Here is a 17230-nt window from a genome sequence, read left to right as displayed (position 1 = left end):
AATTCGATCCATAAAAAGAGAGAAATAGATAATTTCTGGATCCCAGAGACTGAAAAAGCCGAGATCATTCGATCTCGGCTTTTTTGAATTTTTTCTTTAACTAAAAGTTAGAAGTCGCCGACTGCCGCTTTGAGTTTTTTCATGGCATTCTTTTCTAACTGGCGGATACGTTCTGCTGACACACTGTAGGTTTCTGCCAACTCCTGTAACGTAGACTTGTTATCTTCCAGCCAACGAGAACGAACAATATGCTGGCTGCGTTCGTCAAGGCTAGATAATGCTAAGCTTAAACGGTTATTGGTATGAGCTTCCCAGTTAGCTGCCTCAACATTGTCAGCCACATCCGAGGCTTTATCTTCGAGGTATAGCATAGGTGCCGAGTAAGATACGCCTGAATCATCATCATCGTTCTGCATTTCGAAAGCGGCATCTTGAGCGGCTAGACGAGATTCCATCTCGCGCACTTCAGATGGCTCCACACCCAGCTCTTTTGCAACAGTTTCCACTTCACCGTTATTGAACCAACCAAGACGCTTTTTAGACTTACGTAGATTGAAGAACAATTTACGTTGCGCTTTGGTGGTCGCTATTTTCACAATACGCCAGTTACGCAGTACGTATTCATGAATTTCAGCCTTAATCCAGTGCACTGCAAATGAGACCAAACGTACGCCGACTTCTGGATTAAAGCGTTTTACTGCTTTCATCAAGCCGATATTACCTTCCTGTACCAGATCCGCCATGGGCAGACCATAGCCAGAGTAACCACGAGCTACGTGCACTACAAAACGTAAATGCGAAAGAATCAGGCCCTTTGCCGCTTCAATTTCGCCATCATAGTGTAGTCGCTCAGCCAGTTCACGTTCCTCTTCAGCAGTTAGCATTGGATAGCCATTCACTGTGCGGATATAGCTATCTAAGCTATCTTGTGTCACTACAGCCATTGGATACGCTTGGTTAGTCATTCAATTCCTCATCAATATCTGATCTGGAGTAAGTTTTAACCCAACAATCTTGAACCTAAAATGAACAAGATTCAAGCAGGGAAAGTTATTATGCATAAACCTTTCAGCTATACAAGTAAAAAAGTACACGGTAGCGTGTACTTTTTCAAGTAAGAGTAAGACATTTGCTATTTAGACAGGTTCAATTTCTTTCAAGTGGCGCTGCGCTGACACTTTCGCAGCCAAGCATCCAAGGAATGTACCAAGCATCAATAGCAACAAACTTTCATCCCAGCTTAGTCCAATCAGGCGGAAACGACTATCGTACAGCAGAGCCAGTTGTTCGACGCTACTGTTCAGAACTACGGTAATAATAGCGGTCATGACCCAAGCAGTGAATGCGCCCAATAAGCCAAACCACATCCCAGAATAAAGATAAGGGCGTAAAATAAAGCGGTTAGTCGCACCGATCAGTTTCATGGTCTGAATTTCTTCTTTATTCGCAAGCACGTTAAAGCGCAACGTGTTGCCCACAATGAGAAACACCGATCCCAGCATCAGTACAGACAGAGTGATCACAATACCACTGACTAAATTCTTGATCGCATCTAAGCGGGTTAACCAATCTTCATCAAGACGAACGTCCGTCACTTCTTCTTCCTTGGCAATCGTCGCCGCCAATTGCTTGATCTTCTCGTTATCTTCAACACTTGGCGTGATGATCAACACACCCGGTAGCGCATAGTCGTCTAAGAGTGAAAGGGCATGGTTAAATCCTGAGTATTGGCTTAAATCTTCCAGACCTTGCTGAGGAGAAATGTATTCCACCTTGGCCACCTCATCCATACTTTCTAGCTGGTCTTTGAGCACCATAACGCGTGCTTCCGGCGTTTGCTCCTCAATATAGCCACTCACTTTTGATGGGCTGGTAACATTAGTAGAAGCCACGGCCAAATTTTTTCCCAGCAAATACATGACCGCTGGCATAGCTAATGCCATGGAGATCACTGCTAAAGTAAGAATATTCCCTAAAGGACGAGACCACATCATCGAGAACGAAGCTTTCGCCTGTTTGAAATGCACGGTAAAAAAACTATCGCGCTTCACTCGATTCTGGGGACGACTTTTAGTCGCCTTCTTATTACGCACGTTAGCAGCCATAATCTTCTACCTCACTCAGGAAGCCTTGGTTCAGCTCTAGATGACGATATTGCGGGCGAGTATTAACCAACCCAATATCGTGCGTTGCCAGTAAAATGGTGACACCCGCTCGGTTAAACTCTTCAAATAATTTAATCACTCGGTTTGATAGATCCGGATCCAAGTTACCCGTGGGTTCATCCGCCAACAGCAGCGTTGGCCGGTTTACTACGGCTCGAGCAATGCCAACACGTTGCTGCTCACCACCAGATAGCTGACTCGGTAAACACTTTGCTTTGTCCAATAACCCTGTCTTGTCCAGTGCCGCAGATACACGTCGTTTAATTTCATTCTCAGAGATGGATTCAATGCGCATTGGCAACGCGACATTATCAAATACCGAGCGATCCATCAGTAAGCGGTGGTCCTGAAAAACAATGCCTATGTTGCGACGCAAGAAAGGAATGTCTTTATTTGGAATACGAGTGATATCGTGATCGTTGAAGCTGATTTTGCCATCCGTCGGACGCTCAATAGCACAAATCAACTTGAGCAAAGTACTTTTCCCCGCCCCAGAGTGGCCACCGAGAAAGGCCATCTCTCCTCGACGTAGGTGGAAGTCCACCTTTTGCAGCGCCTGCTTGCCGCCGCGGTACGCTTTACTTACTTGCTGAAACTTTATCACTCGTCGTTCCTCTTACCTGAGCTACTGATTAGTCTTCGCGGCTGAATAATGCGTCAATAAATTCCTGAGTTTCAAATGGGCGCAGATCGTCAATACCTTCACCCACACCAATATAACGGATTGGGATCTGGAACTGATCGGCCAAGGCAAAGATAACGCCACCTTTTGCGGTACCATCAAGCTTGGTTAAGGTAATGCCAGTCAGTGGCGCTACGTCACTGAACAGTTTTGCCTGACTAATCGCATTTTGGCCCGTGCCCGCATCCAGTGTCAGCATGATTTCATGCGGTGCTGAGTCATCCACTTTCTTCATAACACGGACAATCTTGCGCAGCTCTTCCATCAGGTTGGCTTTGTTTTGTAGACGCCCCGCAGTATCGGCAATCACCACATCAACACCTTTGGCTTTTGCAGACTCAATGGCGTCATAAATAACCGATGCACTGTCTGCACCTGTATGCTGCGCCACAACAGGCACCTGGTTGCGATCACCCCATACTTGAAGCTGTTCGACAGCCGCAGCACGGAAGGTATCACCTGCAGCCAGCATGACTTTTTTACCTTGTGATTGGAATTGCTTAGCCAGCTTACCGATCGTTGTCGTTTTACCAACACCATTCACGCCAACCATCAGGATAACGTAAGGGGTTTTATTGGTATCAATTTCAAGTGGTTTTTCAACGGTCGAGAGAATGCCTGCCATCTCTTCTTTTAACAGGCCATACAGTGCTTCACCGTCTTTCAAATCCTGACACGAAGCTTTTTCAGTCAGGCTGTCGATGATTTTCATCGTGGTATCCATACCGACATCCGCAATCAACAACTGCTCTTCCAGTTCTTCGAACAGCTCATCATCAATTTGCTTGCCTTTGAATAGACCAAAGAAGCCCGCCCCAATATTCGCTTTGGTGCGCGCCAAGCTGCGCTTTAAGCGAGCAAAAAAGCTTTCGCTTGGCTTGTCTTGCTCACTCACACGAGGTTCTTGTGGCGATTCTGCTTCTGCTTCTGCTTCTGCTTCTGCTTCTGCTTCTGCTTCTGCTTCTGCTTCTGCTAAGTCAGCCTGAGGTTCTGACTGTGCTTCGTCAACGGTTTGCGCCTCTGCTGCGACTTCCTCAATAATGTCCGATTGGGTTTCTTCAGCAGCTTGCTTAGCTTGTTGTTCCTCGTCACCGAAGCCAAGCCAAGAAAGTAATCCGCGCTTCTTTTTTTCCGTCATCTGGGGATATCCTAGATTGTCTTAATTTATTCTGACACTTTTCGCCGAGGTATTGCCCCGGTTAAGAAAAGAAACATGACAACAGAGTGAAAAGTTTCCAGCGTTATAACGATGGTATACACTTTGTCATCAACAAAATTTGGGCTGTACTCAGGATGAACTCACTGAGCGACTGGGTATAGTATCACTTTATTAGCGGTCAAAAAATCTATGGTACGGCGTCGCCAGCAAAACACATCACAAAAAAAGCCTTCAACAGGCTTTGTTCGAATTATTAGCGGCTTATGGAGAGGGAGAAAACTGCCTGTTCATGATGCAGAAGGGCTGCGCCCGACAACCGATCGTGTAAAAGAAACCCTTTTCAACTGGTTGGCTCAGGATGTGCCTCAAGCAAAATGCCTCGACTTGTTTGCCGGTTCCGGCGGATTAGGCTTTGAAGCGGCTTCGCGTCAGGCTGATAGTGTCACCATGATCGAGCTCAACCCAAATGCATTCAAGCAGTTAGAAAAAAACATTGCGGCTCTTAATTCAGATAACCTGACCGCGATTAACAGCGATGCGTTAAGCTTTCTCCAACAAGCTGGGGCACCGCATCATGTGGTATTTATCGATCCACCATTTCGTAAAGGCTTGCTGGAACAAACCGTCACTTTGCTGGAAAGTAATGGCTGGTTGGCCAACGATGCCATGATTTACATTGAAACTGAGAAAGAACTTGAGTTGGAAGGCATTCCAGCCAACTGGCACCTACACCGAGAAAAAACGGCAGGCCAAGTCAGTTACCGATTATTTGAAAGACAACAAGACTAAAAAGGAAGTCTCATGAAAGCTCTACTTTTACTGGCCAAAGCCGCGATTGGCTTTGTGTGGTTCATCCTGATCCTGAACTTCTTTATGCCCTTTCCGGGCAAAGCGGCGATTGCGCTTTACATCATGACGGCTTTCCTGTTCATCATGCATGGCCTGCAATCAGCCATCTTTATCGGCGCGTTTGGTGACAAGATTAAGATGACCAGTTGGGAAAAATGGTCGATTCTAATTTTCGGCATTTTCGCCCTGCTCGATATTCGTCGCAAGTACATGATGTAAGATCACCATCTCTAATATAAGAACGCCGCTCATAATAAGCGGCGTTCTTGTTTTAACTCAGGTAACCCTTAACTCCGTTTAGGAACATCTGGGTGGAAATCATCACTAGCAGCAGCCCCATCAAGCGTTCTATCGCCTTCAGACCACGCTCACCTAAAATACGGTGGAAAAAGTTATAAAACATCAAAATAAAGAAGGTCGCTCCCCACGCCAGCAAGACAGCGCCAGACAGCTCAAGCAATTTGTCCGGGTGCTGTGTCGACAGAAGTAGCAATGCAGCAATCACCGATGGTCCAGCGATCATAGGAATGGCCATAGGGACAATAAATGGCTCTTCACCCGCCGCAAGGCCTGTAATGCTGCCCGCACTTGGGAAGATCATCTTAATCGCAATGATGAACAGAATGATGCCACCAGAGATACTCAGCGTTTCTGGTTCAACATGAAGGAAGCTCAGAATCGCCTTACCTGCAAATAGGAATAGCATGAGAATGATCAACGCAAAACACAGCTCACGAACAAGCACCTTGCGTCTGCGTTTTGGGTCAAGATGCTTGAGAATAGAAAGGACGATAGGAAGATTGCCAAGCGGATCCATGATAAGGAACAACATGGTTGCGGCAGAAAGAATTTCCATGAATTAGCCTCCAAAGCCAAAGATTCTCAACAGCAGAGCAAAAAGTCGGCGAAGTATATCAACACAGTTGGACAATTTGGAGGCCAAAAGCAGAGTTTTTAATGGCTGCAAACACGCTCTAAGTTCAACGCCCACTTATCACCCACCGCAACAATTTTCTCTCGCTCGATAAAAAAGGCCATCAATGCGTCCAGATCCAACCCATCCAGCTTACAAGTGTGGAACTTTGCTTGCTCACCAAATGCAGCGCAAACAGCCTCGCGTAATTCCTGCATTGCCATTGGTCGTTCATGCAGTAAGTTTAGAACTTGATGTGCGTGTATTTCATTAGACATAACTTTCTCCACTTATGATCAGTGGAATGAGCATAACCTGAGACTATCAAGTCAACTTTGATTTCAAATAATCAACGAAGCGGTAACCAGTGAGTGCGCCAACAGATAGCTACCCGAAATAAGATACCGACCATAGTGAATGGAGTGTTTGTAATCATGCACGGCAAGAAGCCCTGCTGATAAAGTAAGTGTCAGAGTTCCAAAGAAACCTAATAGGCTAGCCAAGGTACCAGTCAATAACCAGACTTCACCCGCAGCCCAGTTGAGCTGCAACAGCATCATGCCCATTATCACAACCGGAAAGATCAGACGATCAATTTTAGGTAGCATTAGGAAAAATACCACTATACCAATCGCCAGCAGCATAGCAGGAAGCCACCAGACTATCTCACCGGATAATTGGAGCCAAAAAGAGGTGCTATAGCAAAGCTGAGCCCCAACAAACGCAGCAAAGCACAGCTTTTGATGTCGCTTATAGATATAAAGGCCATCAGCCAACATGGATACCAACAACCCTAGGGTCACCCACCAGACCGATATACCAATCGCATCACTCTGACTCCAGAGCATGACGACGAGCATAGCTAACGACAATGTTTTAAACACGACCGCTTGTTTGTTCTGGTTGCTTTCATTAGCAGAAATACTAATAAATCCTGATAGCGCGACTGAAAGCCAGCTCCACATGGGTCCACCTCTTTTAAACTGAGTCGCCAGTGTAGGCAGGCAGATAAAGATGTCCAGAAATGGAAAGCAAAACTTGGATCTTGATTGGCTTCTGAAATACTGACTTTGCCAGTATTAAACTAGCGGTTTAAACCTACCACTCCATTCTTCTATGCCTTCGCTGCTCATTCAGGTTATAGAAATCCGACTTTTTAGCAAATTGAACACCTAGCCAACAACAAACCTAAAAAAACTAACAGGTCACTTTAAAGAAAGAAAAAAACACAAAAAAAATCAAATAGATAAAAACAAAACCATAAGGTTAGCCATTTAAAGCTTAAAAGTTTCGGTCTATAAAAGGGGACTAAGACTTAGCCCAATAGAGAATCACTCTCATCTAAAGAAACACCAAGCCTATAACTATCAATTTAACCCGACAATGACACTTACAATCCAATTTTATTGTAAAAACAACAATCTCTTTAAATTAACAAACAACAAACAATAATTAAAAACCTTAAAATCAACAACTTAAAACAAAAACACAACGAACAGAACACTTTTAAATCAGAGTAAAAAGCATAGAAATCACAGTGAAAAAACCACTAAAAACCATCATTTTATCGATTTACAAATTAAACTTTTAAGGCTTAGAAAAATAAAAACTTGATCAAAGCACAAAAATACTGCTATTCTAAATTACATACAGTTAAACATCACTAAATAGGAGCAGAGTTATGATTACTTCTTCACAAAAACAAGGACTTGTAATGATCGCGGTTGTTGTTGGCCTCATGACACTGCCGATGATGTACTAAGTCATACATACAAAAACAAAAAGGGACGCTTTAGCGTCCCTTTTTGTTATTCAGCAGATTTTTCACACAAAACCCGCTTATAAATCCAACGGATTTCTAAGTTTAACTATTTAGCTAAAACCTTATCTTTTAAGGCTTTTGTTATAAGTGTTTAGACAAAATATCCCAGTGCGCATAATAGAAAAATAGCGCAGCCAAGGTAATCAGCGTCATGAGTGTGATCGCAGCTCGCCAGATAAAGCGACTACTACGTGGCGTGAGCTCTTTTTCACACTGATCACACACAGAGAGAAAGTCATGACTGCTTTCTAATTTATAATCTTCTTCATGTACAATTTTATTTCGGATGGTAGCGATATAGCGCAGCTTATCGATCACATCATGCGGTAATCGCTCTTCACAGCTGGTGATCAACTGATGCAATCCCTTTCCTTCAGCGTGATATTGCGTGCGAAGCAGCTTTTCAATTTTACGTGTCCTTGTCACCACTTGTTCGATATCAGACATGGCTTCCCTCCATCACTAGTAAGTCTAAGGGGTGAAACTGGCTTCTTCCAACCAGTAGTTTAGTCAATAACAATCTGTCTCATTACCTACTATATAGCCCCATTTTCACTGTCCTTTGCAAGTAAATTAATGTAAAGGAATCAACGACTAGCCTTATCAGCATAATGACAAAATTACTACTAGCGTGTGATGTGTCTCGAAGAATGATACAAAGGACAACAACAGAGGCTCACAGTTGTGTTCAAAGCCCCAACTTGAGTCCAAATTAGCACTAAAATAACCCATCGGCTTTTTGGGGAGAGCGACAATGCCATTAACGTTATTTATCGCTATTATCGTGTTTGTTATAGCCAGCGGCTGGGCGTTTAGTCGATTCTATCGTCGACATATTCAAGGAGAAGATGCGCCAGAACAAACCGCAGATGTGACTGTACTGGATAAACAGTCGATAGATATTCAGGATACTCAACCAGGACAAGAGGATCAGGAGTATTGGATCTACGTACAGAAAGGGCGTTTAGGGCCAAAGCGTGAGTTTCAGGTTGGCATTCATTATTTCCACGCTTTAAACCCTGGCGATAAAGGCACACTGACCTACCAAGGTGATAAATTTATCCATTTTGCCATGAAGCGCTAACCTAGCGCTTCACCATCTTGAGCATGTTGTTTTTCGCCATGCTTTCGGCCACGTCATCCGGCAGCGCTTCCAATACTTTATCCCAACGAGATAACACTTCACCCGTAATTTTAAAGCGACCTACAACATCAGAGCCAATCATGAAACGATCGGGATACTCTTTAATCAACGCCACCCACTCTTTCTTTGATTCAGGGCTCGCCAGTATCACATCGCGCAAGCTCCAAGATGCCAAGATGTAGAGATTATCGTAATCATCCAGCAGCTCGCTGACTTCATCGATGAGAAACGACAGATTCTGACGTCGTAGCAGTGTCGAACTCGTCCCCGCGTGCGCCCAGATAAAGTTGGTTTTGCTGTTTTCTTCTAACGCCTCCACCAGCTCATGCTTGTACAACGGGTGCGTTTCTCGCTCAGACGTGATATTGGTGTGTAGAATCACCGGCATTTTGTGCTTCGCCGCAACCTGATACACCTTCATCAAAGCAGGATGATTGGCTCTGGCTTGTTCGCCTAATGTCAGCGCAGACAAGCCATCATGACGAGTCAGAATCTCACCAATTCCTTTCCAGAAACCGGGGTCGCTTTCAATCATCTGTTCGACTTGTTCCGCTGCGAACATATCCGTGGGGTTAAAGCCGGTAATAAAAGGAAACAGTCGCTCTTGATGCGGCGAGTCTTTCAGTGCTCGATAGAGAATCTCATCAGTCCGTGAGTAGTAATAGACGGGTGAGTCATCGCCAAATTCATAACGTGGTGCGACAGGATCGTGAGCATTCCACTTTTTCATAATCGGCAGACCCATTACAAACGCATGTTCAATGTTGCTTTGATCCATCTTATGCACCAGATATTTGATGCCATCGGTACGCTGAAAAAAATCAACATAATGGATCTCGGCATCATTAAAACCGCCGTCATACCCGTAGGCAAATGGGGCTACTGACAACATTAAGCTCGCTAACCATTTTCTGTTCATATTCCCTTCCTGAACGAGTATTACCGCTCACCTCACAGCGATTAAGTATTCAATATAACAATTAACCTGATGATTCAGGCAGATTCATGCCATGTTTTAGACATAAACCTTTTTAATTTAATCGGTTACGGTTTTGGAAATATAAGCGAGCACCAATCAATGGCGACTAGCTGACAGCAATACTAAGGCAACAACCAGCGAGTACGTCGGGATTTAGACACCATCCAACTCATCACTAGCGCACCAGAACCGCTCAAGACAATCCACACAGGAATCACCCAAGCGGGGTGGCCTTGGTACCAGCCATACTCTTTCATTGGCCAGAGAAAGATCGGATGGAGAATGTAAATGCCAAGACTGTGTTGGCTAATGAAGCCGATCACTTTGTTGGCCTTATCAGGCAAGTTTTCACCAACATAACGACATAACATGAAAATCATGCTCGCAGCCAGTACCACATTGAGTGTCTTATACGACAGCCATCGCCCTACGGTATATTCTTGTGCTTCAACACTGTTGGTGATGACCGCGTATCCCGTCATGATAAGAGCCCCTATTCCCACGACCGCGAACATGGCGACATAAGGCGAAGTCAGAGGCACTCTTTTATACAGCAAGTACCCTAGAGGTAAATAGCCGCTGTAGAGCCACATTTGATGACTCCAAGGCCCATCAATACCGATTAAAAACAGTAAGGTCGTCACCAACCAAATCACTACATAGGAATACAACGAGCTATCACCATACTGCCTGATCACATATTGAAAAAACGGAATGACGAAATACAAAGGAATGAAGTAGTAGAAGAAACCGAGATGATAATAAGTGGCGTGAAAAGCACTATTGGCAAGCACTTGCTTGGTTTCTTCAGGATTAAAACCGTTCAAGCTCCACCCCGAAAGATACGCATAGAACAGCGACCAAACAATAAACGGCACCAAAACTTTGCCTAATCGACGTTTGACGTAGTATTTGGCATCAAATGGCCGGGTATCACTGAACATCAACGCTCCGGTGATCAAAATAAACACAGGGACAGCCCAACGACTTATGCTATTTATACCGATTGCGGTGGCCCATTCAGAGAAAGGAATACTGCCTAATTCCTGTCGATAGGGGGCAAGAACATGAATTGCGATAACCGCCACAGCAGCGACACATCGCAGCAAATCGAAGAACAGTACCCATTTCTCATATAGCCACCTTCATTGATTAACTTATTGAAGATAGCAATAAAAAAGTTGACCACGGTGTAACCTTGGTCAACTTTTAGTCATGAAATTGTTCTTAATTTAAGCAGTTGCGGGATTGCTCACCTTAGGCAGCTTGATGGAAATCAGGGTAGTCAGCGCAAGAAATACAAAGGAAACCCATAAGCACGCGGCCAAACCCGCAACCTGAAATATCCAGCCTGACAGCACTGTACCAATTAAGCGCCCCATGGCATTTGCCATATAGTAGAAGCCGACATCCAGTGATACGCCATCCCCTTTGGCATAGCTGACGATCAGATAAGAATGCAGGGATGAGTTAACCGCAAATACCGCGCCAAAAATCAAGAGTCCAACTACGATAACCAACTGAGGTTGCCAGCCAATTTGCACTGCGTAAGCAATTCCTGCGGTGATCACTGCCAACAAGCCAGCCCACATCAGCGCTGCACTGCCGTCAGGGACTTTACCTTGTGCTTTACCGGTGATCTTAGGGGCAAAACCTTGGACAAAACCATAGGCAATCACCCAAGTTGCTAAAAAGCCGCCAACCCAAAGATGATCCCAGCCAAACACGCTGCCCAGATAGATAGGTAGAGCGACAACAAACCAAACATCTCGTGCCCCAAACAGGAACATACGTGCTGCAGACAAGATATTGATTGAACTCGACTTAGAAAAAATCTGGCTGAACTTAGGCTTGTTTTTGGCTTTACCCAAATCACTTTCAAGGCCGATTAAGCTGCCGATCAGAACCAGTGTCAACACACCCGCCATTAGCAGCACCGCATACTTAAAGCCTATCAGAGACAGCAGTAAACCACCGATGAAGAAGCCAACACCTTTAAGGGCATTTTTAGACCCCGTCAGAATCGCGACCCACTTATACAAAGCGCCTTGCTGCTCATCAGGCACCAGTGCCTTGATGGAACTTTTGGCACTCATCTTATTGAGATCTTTGGCAATACCAGACAACGCCTGAGCCAGCATCACCCAAGGTATGGTCAGCCAGACATTGGGAACTGCCAGCATCGCCAGTGCCACTATCTGCATCGCCAGTCCAAGGTTCATGGTTTTGTTTAAGCCAAGCCTCGCGCCAAGCCAACCACCAATCAAGTTGGTTACCACACCAAAGAACTCGTAGAACAAAAACAGGGATGCGATTTCTAACGTGCTGTAACCCAGATCATGGAAATACAGCACCACCAGCATTCTCAACGCGCTGTCAGTAATGGTGAAATTCCAGTAATTGAACGTCACCAGCATATATTGACGCACACTCTTACTCAGATTTGCGATCATAGAGTACCCAATTTTCTCTTATGTACAGCGATGGGAGCTTTCCGACACCTATGATCCAAAAGCTCCTCAAGGGATTATTTCGTCGCGACTGCGTTGATGTAATCAACCTGAACAGGTTTGGTAAAGGCACCCGGACGTAGAGCTTGAACCTCTTTGACAATGTCGCTCAGCGACCACTGTTTTTCTAACAGCAGATGTGCCGCCAACAGGCCCGTACGACCTGACCCGCCCATGCAATGCATCGCAACTTTACCGCCATTATCGACAACCTGATGCAGAGCAGAGCTGGCTTGCTGCCATTTCACGGCGAAATCATCACCCGGTGCGCAGTCATCTTCAATTTCAATCTGAAACCACTGCATACCTAGTTTTTCTGTCGCTTCACCAAGCTGAGCAACGCCTTTGTTCTCTAATTCTGTGTTATCTAGAGCCGTCACTATCGCTTCGACACCTTGCTCTTTTAGCTGAACAAGCGAAGCTTCCAGATCAACACCTTTAGTACCTGGACAAGGAGTAAGTACTAACGCACCTTGCTCAAGGTCCAATTGCCAAGTCGGATGTGTCATCTCAATTACTCCTTATGCCAAGCCCACTTTACGTACCAACTCAGCGGTACGTGTTGCGTAGCCCATTTCATTGTCGTACCAAGCGTAGATTTTCACCATGCGGTTACCTACCACCATAGTCGACTGGGCATCAACGATGGTTGAACGTTGGTCGCCTTTATAGTCAATCGAAACCAATGGACGCTCTTCAAAACCAAGAATACCGTTCAATTCACCTTGTGATGCCTCTTTAAGCAACGCATTCACTTCTTCCGCTGTGGTATCACGTTTCACATCAAAGATGATGTCTGTGAGTGACGCGTTAGCCAGAGGAACGCGCACCGCATGGCCGTTAATCTTGCCTTTCAGATCTGGGAAGATCTCCACAATCGCTGTTGCACTGCCGGTCGTTGTCGGGATAAGGCTCATGCCACACGCACGCGCACGGCGCAAATCTTTATGTGGCGCATCAAGAATAGTTTGCGTGTTGGTCAGGTCATGGATAGTGGTAAAAGAAGACTGCGCGATACCTAATTTCTCATGAATCACTTTAACCACTGGCGCAATACAGTTAGTCGTACAAGACGCTGCCGTAACAATCTGATGTGCTGCAGGGTCAAAGATATGATCATTCACACCCACCACAATGTTCGCCACACCTTCCTCTTTAACCGGCGCAGAAACCACGACTCGTTTCACACCTTGAGCTAGATACTTGTTAAGAAGCGAGGTTTTACGGTGTTTGCCGGTCGCTTCGATCACGACGTCACAACCAGACCAGTCGATAGCATCAATGTCTTTCTCTTGCGTCGTTTTGATAACCTGACCGTTAATCAAAATGTTATCGCCTTCCGCTTTGACTTCGTGATTCCAACGTCCTTGAACTGAATCAAACTCCAGCAGGTGTGCGAGTGTTGCGGCATCACCCGCCACATCATTGATTTGGACAAACTCCAGCTCTTCCCAATCAAACGCCGCCCGTAGCGCTAAACGTCCAATACGACCAAAACCGTTAATTCCGACTTTAACTGTCATCTTTCTATCTCTCTTATTTCAAATTACTGGCAGCAAACAGGACGAGCCTGAATAGCATGAAGTCTTTCTATATCTTGTTGGTACTCTGTTTTCAGGCAGTTAGACGCGACAAGATCATCAATCAGTTTTTTCATCCAACCAGGTAAATCTGCGGATAAACGATAAAACACCCATTGGCCCTGACGAACGTCAACCAGAATTCCACTCGATCGTAACTGAGCAAGATGACGAGAAATTTTCGGCTGGCTTTCCTGCAGCGCTTCAGTCAATTCACCCACTGACAAACACTCTTCACGTTCTATCAGCATCAGGCAGCGAACTCGGGTTTCGTCGGATAATAATTTGAAAAACTGATGTGGCAGCATTTATACATACTCATATACGGATATGCGTATATATTTATTTAAATAAAAGTGAAGATCAATGTCCCTGTCAGATTGTCATAAAATATTCACACAATGGAGAAGCCGCTTTACACGAGGCGGTTGATATCCTGACTCCAGCGCTGCGCCTCTGAAATGCGCGGCATGACATCATCAACGGAAAGGTTGAGCTGTTGACACGCATCTTGCATACCCTGCCAGTCTGCGCGTTCATAGCACTCTTCCAATCCAAGCAAGATGCCATAAGGCCCTTGGCGCTCAAGTAAAGCGACCTTAATCGCCTGATTAAGAGGTAATTGCTGAACTAACTCTTCAAGCGATAAATCCAGTAAAGCGTCTAGAGTAGAGAATAGACCTATCAAAAACGCCTGTTCACGGAACTGGCTGAAAGGGTTTTCGTTCGCCATCAACTGGCAAAACTGAGCTCGTTGTAAGGAAAGGTTATATAGCTCTTTAGGCTTTTTAGCGGAGATAAACGACGCCACCGCCAGTGAGACAAAAATACGTAGCTTATCTTCGCCAAGGTACACCAAAGCTTGCCTAAACGATGAGATGGTGACTTCGAGCCTCTCCGACATCGTATTGACAAAGCGAAGTAATTTGTAAGATAAGGCGACATCTTTGGCAACAATCGCTTCGACCTTTTCAAAATCGACGTTGGTCTTGCACACCTCACTGAGCAGCTCCATTGCGATCACTTGCTCTGGGCTGATGTACTGCTGACGAATGATTTCAGGTTTACTGAAGAAGAAGCCTTGAAAAAACGAAAAGCCAGCAGAGCGTGTGGTTAAGAACTCTTCTTCGGTTTCCACCCGCTCCGCAAGAAATTTACGTCGAATACCCCGTGAGCGCCGTTCTTTGACAAATTCGCAAGCCGCCTCTAAACCCATCGCCATGATATCAAGTTTAATGATCTGCACGAACGGCAGAAAGCGCTCCCATTCAGGGCTATATACAAAGTCATCTAAAGCAATGATGTACCCTGAGGAATTGAGCTCTTTGATTGCCTCATACAACTCATCCGTTGGCGGGCAAGTTTCCAACACTTCCACAACAATCTGCTCTTTAGGCAGCACAAGTGGTAAACGGCGGATCAGGCTCTTATAAGGGAAGTTAATAAAACTGCGTGATTGCGGCAAAGCGGGATTCATACCTAGAGATAGAAAATTCTCAACAATTAAACGATACGTTGCACGGTTGGAATCGACATGAGCTGGGTATGCATTGTTTTCTCCGTCACGGAACAACAATTCATAGCCGAGAGTTTGTCTTTTGGCGTTAAAAATGGGCTGACGAGCCACATAGGTATCGCGCATTCGCTATTACATCCCCAAATACTATGCTTTGGTAGCCGCTAATAATGCCCCACAACCGACAAACATGGAACCAAATACCTTGTTGATCTTACTCATAATCTTATCAGAGCGGATAAAACGCCCCAATTGGGAGGCTAACGAGGTGTATCCTAGCATCACAATCGAATCAATCACGACCGTCGTCACTCCCAACACTGCCAATTGCGTCAGTTGATCTTTGGCTGGGTTAATAAATTGCGGGAATAATGCAACCAAGAACACGATCGATTTAGGGTTAGTCAGGTTAATCAGTACGGCGTTGCGCATTAAGGTTTTACCCGACAGGCTCTGCCCTTCAGTAGCGGTAGCCAGCCCCGACGTATCACGCCACTTCTGAATACCTAGCCATACTAAGTACGCCGCACCCACCCATTTAATCACTGTAAAGGCTGTTGCCGATTGAGCCACCAAGGCACCAATCCCGGCCCCAACCAACACAATGTGCAACGCCAGACCAATCTGAAGCCCCGCTATTGCTGACAATGATTTACGAGTTCCGTAACTCAAACCATTACTGATTGAATTGACGGTGCCTGAACCTGGTGCAAGGCTGAATACCACTGCGGTAACGACATAGGCTAACCAAACATGCATATCCATCGTGTTTTCCTCTCGACTAAAATACTTTAGCCACACATAATTTAGACGTGTTCACTTCTCTGTATTGAAAGCAGGCCCCGATATCATGAATGAATCGAGCTTCAGCATTAAGTCACCTTATACTCAAGAGTCGAATTTTGAGCAAGCAATCAATAGCAATATTGCTCAATTCTGGCACTCTCGTGAAGAAGGGTTTATTAAATCATTTGATAAAACCCGGCTGTTCTGGGTGAAACTTACCTCTCCTGAGCACACCAAAGCGATCGTCGTGGTTAATGGCCGTATAGAGTGCACCTGGAAATATCAGGAATTATTCTATGACCTGTTTCAACAAGGCTATGATATCTATTCCTTCGACCATCGAGGTCAGGGCCTGTCAGATCGACTGATTGAAGACCAGCAAATGGGTTATGTCGAGGATTTCGAAGACTATGTGCAAGATTTACATGGTTTGATTCAGCACTTTGACTTAAGTGGTTACGATAAACGTTACTTGCTCGGCCATTCAATGGGAGGCAATATCGCCACTCGTTACCTGCAGAGCTATCCAGATCATTCATTTTCGGCGGTGTCACTCAGTGCACCCATGTTTGGCGTCAATCTGCCCTGGCATCTAAAACCAATCGCAATCCCCCTTGGCCAAATCATGACAGCGCTTGCGCCTAAGCCGACTTTTGCCCCCGGTCAGGCTCCCTATTACCCAAAACCATTTGACGGTAACTTCCTCACTCAAAGCCAGATTCGCTACCACTGGTTTCGTGATCTCTATGAACAAAAGCCTGAACTGAAAATTGGTGGTGCCAGTACACAGTGGGTATGGCAAGGGTTGATGGCTGCCAAAAAGTGTCACTTGATGACTCGCCATATCAAGATTCCATTGTTGTTACTTCAAGCCAGCGGTGATCAAATTGTTTCTAATCCAGCCCAGATCAAATTCATCAAGAAATTAGCTAAAACCAATTATCAATGTGCGCTCAAAATCATCTACAACGCTCGTCATGAAGTATTGTTTGAGAAAGATGAATATCGCGATCAAGCCTTGGACGCTATCCTATCTTTCTTCCATCAGCATTGATAAAACAGGAAACAATGGAGAGTGAACTTTACCCTCTTTTTCCCCTTTCAGTTCCAGTAGAATGACGGTTC

Annotated in this window: 20 protein-coding genes; 4 read left to right on the top strand and 16 right to left on the bottom strand. The window is 45.2% G+C overall.

The features are described 5' to 3' along the window. Nucleotides 1-107: 107 nt before the first annotated feature. From rpoH to ftsY, 4 genes are all read right to left on the bottom strand, one after another. Nucleotides 108-965 carry an RNA polymerase sigma factor RpoH gene (gene rpoH, locus L1D15_RS18080; RefSeq protein WP_239839001.1) on the bottom strand — a complete coding sequence of 286 codons (858 nt, stop codon included), beginning with the start codon at nt 963-965 and terminating at the stop codon, nt 108-110. Between the two features lie 171 nt (nt 966-1136). Continuing rightward, complete coding sequence (gene ftsX / locus L1D15_RS18075) at nt 1137-2105, bottom strand: permease-like cell division protein FtsX (RefSeq protein WP_239839000.1); 969 nt, start codon at nt 2103-2105, stop codon at nt 1137-1139. Next, nucleotides 2095-2769, bottom strand: coding sequence for a cell division ATP-binding protein FtsE (ftsE, locus tag L1D15_RS18070; protein WP_239871204.1), 675 nt, complete (start codon nt 2767-2769; stop codon nt 2095-2097). Before ftsE ends, ftsX begins: the two co-directional genes overlap by 11 nt. Nucleotides 2770-2797: 28 nt before the next feature. Next, nucleotides 2798-3985, bottom strand: coding sequence for a signal recognition particle-docking protein FtsY (gene ftsY, locus L1D15_RS18065; protein ID WP_239876607.1), 1188 nt, complete (start codon nt 3983-3985; stop codon nt 2798-2800). Between the two features lie 210 nt (nt 3986-4195). On the opposite strand from ftsY, the gene rsmD reads away from it, so the two are divergent. Both rsmD and L1D15_RS18055 read left to right on the top strand, forming a co-directional pair. Then, complete coding sequence (gene rsmD, locus L1D15_RS18060; protein ID WP_239876606.1) at nt 4196-4795, top strand: 16S rRNA (guanine(966)-N(2))-methyltransferase RsmD; 600 nt, start codon at nt 4196-4198, stop codon at nt 4793-4795. 12 nt (nt 4796-4807) lie between these two features. Continuing rightward, nucleotides 4808-5074, top strand: coding sequence for a DUF1145 domain-containing protein (locus L1D15_RS18055; protein WP_239871214.1), 267 nt, complete (start codon nt 4808-4810; stop codon nt 5072-5074). Between the two features lie 52 nt (nt 5075-5126). On the opposite strand, the gene L1D15_RS18050 is transcribed toward L1D15_RS18055, so the two are convergent. The 4 genes from L1D15_RS18050 to L1D15_RS18035 form a co-directional block, all read right to left on the bottom strand. Next, nucleotides 5127-5711 (bottom strand): YhgN family NAAT transporter, encoded by a 585-nt coding sequence (locus L1D15_RS18050; protein ID WP_239871217.1) that lies wholly within the window; start codon nt 5709-5711, stop codon nt 5127-5129. A 98-nt stretch (nt 5712-5809) separates the two neighbouring features. Next, nucleotides 5810-6046 (bottom strand): YecH family metal-binding protein, encoded by a 237-nt coding sequence (locus L1D15_RS18045; RefSeq protein ID WP_239871220.1) that lies wholly within the window; start codon nt 6044-6046, stop codon nt 5810-5812. A gap of 63 nt (nt 6047-6109) precedes the next feature. After that, nucleotides 6110-6733: a lysoplasmalogenase gene (locus L1D15_RS18040; protein ID WP_239871223.1), complete on the bottom strand. Its 624-nt coding sequence runs from the start codon at nt 6731-6733 to the stop codon at nt 6110-6112. A 938-nt stretch (nt 6734-7671) separates the two neighbouring features. Then, nucleotides 7672-8037, bottom strand: coding sequence for a DUF4145 domain-containing protein (locus L1D15_RS18035; RefSeq protein WP_239838992.1), 366 nt, complete (start codon nt 8035-8037; stop codon nt 7672-7674). 307 nt (nt 8038-8344) lie between these two features. On the opposite strand from L1D15_RS18035, the gene L1D15_RS18030 reads away from it, so the two are divergent. Continuing rightward, nucleotides 8345-8674, top strand: coding sequence for a DUF2500 domain-containing protein (locus tag L1D15_RS18030; RefSeq protein WP_239838991.1), 330 nt, complete (start codon nt 8345-8347; stop codon nt 8672-8674). A 1-nt stretch (nt 8675) separates the two neighbouring features. Here the strand turns inward: L1D15_RS18030 and L1D15_RS18025 are convergent, their stop codons facing one another. The 8 genes from L1D15_RS18025 to rhtB all read right to left on the bottom strand — a co-directional run bounded on the left by L1D15_RS18025 (nt 8676) and on the right by rhtB (nt 16084). Continuing rightward, on the bottom strand, nt 8676-9653 hold the full coding sequence (locus L1D15_RS18025) for an amidohydrolase family protein (protein ID WP_239876605.1): 978 nt from the start codon (nt 9651-9653) through the stop codon (nt 8676-8678). Between the two features lie 182 nt (nt 9654-9835). Then, on the bottom strand, nt 9836-10834 hold the full coding sequence (locus L1D15_RS18020; protein ID WP_239876640.1) for an acyltransferase: 999 nt from the start codon (nt 10832-10834) through the stop codon (nt 9836-9838). Nucleotides 10835-10945: 111 nt separating this feature from the next. Beyond that, on the bottom strand, nt 10946-12166 hold the full coding sequence (gene arsJ, locus L1D15_RS18015; RefSeq protein WP_239876604.1) for an organoarsenical effux MFS transporter ArsJ: 1221 nt from the start codon (nt 12164-12166) through the stop codon (nt 10946-10948). Nucleotides 12167-12240: 74 nt separating this feature from the next. Beyond that, complete coding sequence (locus L1D15_RS18010) at nt 12241-12732, bottom strand: cyclin-dependent kinase inhibitor 3 family protein (RefSeq protein ID WP_239876603.1); 492 nt, start codon at nt 12730-12732, stop codon at nt 12241-12243. A gap of 12 nt (nt 12733-12744) precedes the next feature. Further along, a complete protein-coding gene (locus L1D15_RS18005; protein ID WP_239876602.1) occupies nt 12745-13746 on the bottom strand; it encodes an ArsJ-associated glyceraldehyde-3-phosphate dehydrogenase in 1002 nt (333 codons plus the stop codon). A 23-nt stretch (nt 13747-13769) separates the two neighbouring features. Then, on the bottom strand, nt 13770-14111 hold the full coding sequence (locus L1D15_RS18000) for a metalloregulator ArsR/SmtB family transcription factor (RefSeq protein ID WP_239838985.1): 342 nt from the start codon (nt 14109-14111) through the stop codon (nt 13770-13772). A gap of 107 nt (nt 14112-14218) precedes the next feature. Next, nucleotides 14219-15445 (bottom strand): HDOD domain-containing protein, encoded by a 1227-nt coding sequence (locus L1D15_RS17995; RefSeq protein ID WP_239838984.1) that lies wholly within the window; start codon nt 15443-15445, stop codon nt 14219-14221. A gap of 21 nt (nt 15446-15466) precedes the next feature. Next, nucleotides 15467-16084, bottom strand: coding sequence for a homoserine/homoserine lactone efflux protein (gene rhtB, locus L1D15_RS17990; RefSeq protein ID WP_239876601.1), 618 nt, complete (start codon nt 16082-16084; stop codon nt 15467-15469). 85 nt (nt 16085-16169) lie between these two features. Here rhtB and L1D15_RS17985 point away from each other — a divergent pair, with 85 nt between their 5' ends. Then, the gene (locus L1D15_RS17985) at nt 16170-17159 is read left to right on the top strand and encodes an alpha/beta fold hydrolase (protein ID WP_239876600.1); all 990 of its coding nucleotides are present in this window, start codon (nt 16170-16172) and stop codon (nt 17157-17159) included. Nucleotides 17160-17230 lie beyond the last annotated feature (71 nt).

It is taken from the genome of Vibrio sp. Isolate25 (genome assembly GCF_022398025.1).
GTDB lineage: Bacteria > Pseudomonadota > Gammaproteobacteria > Enterobacterales > Vibrionaceae > Vibrio > Vibrio coralliilyticus_A.
Note: the sequence above shows the minus strand (reverse complement) of the source record. Positions and strands in the feature narration are given on the sequence as shown.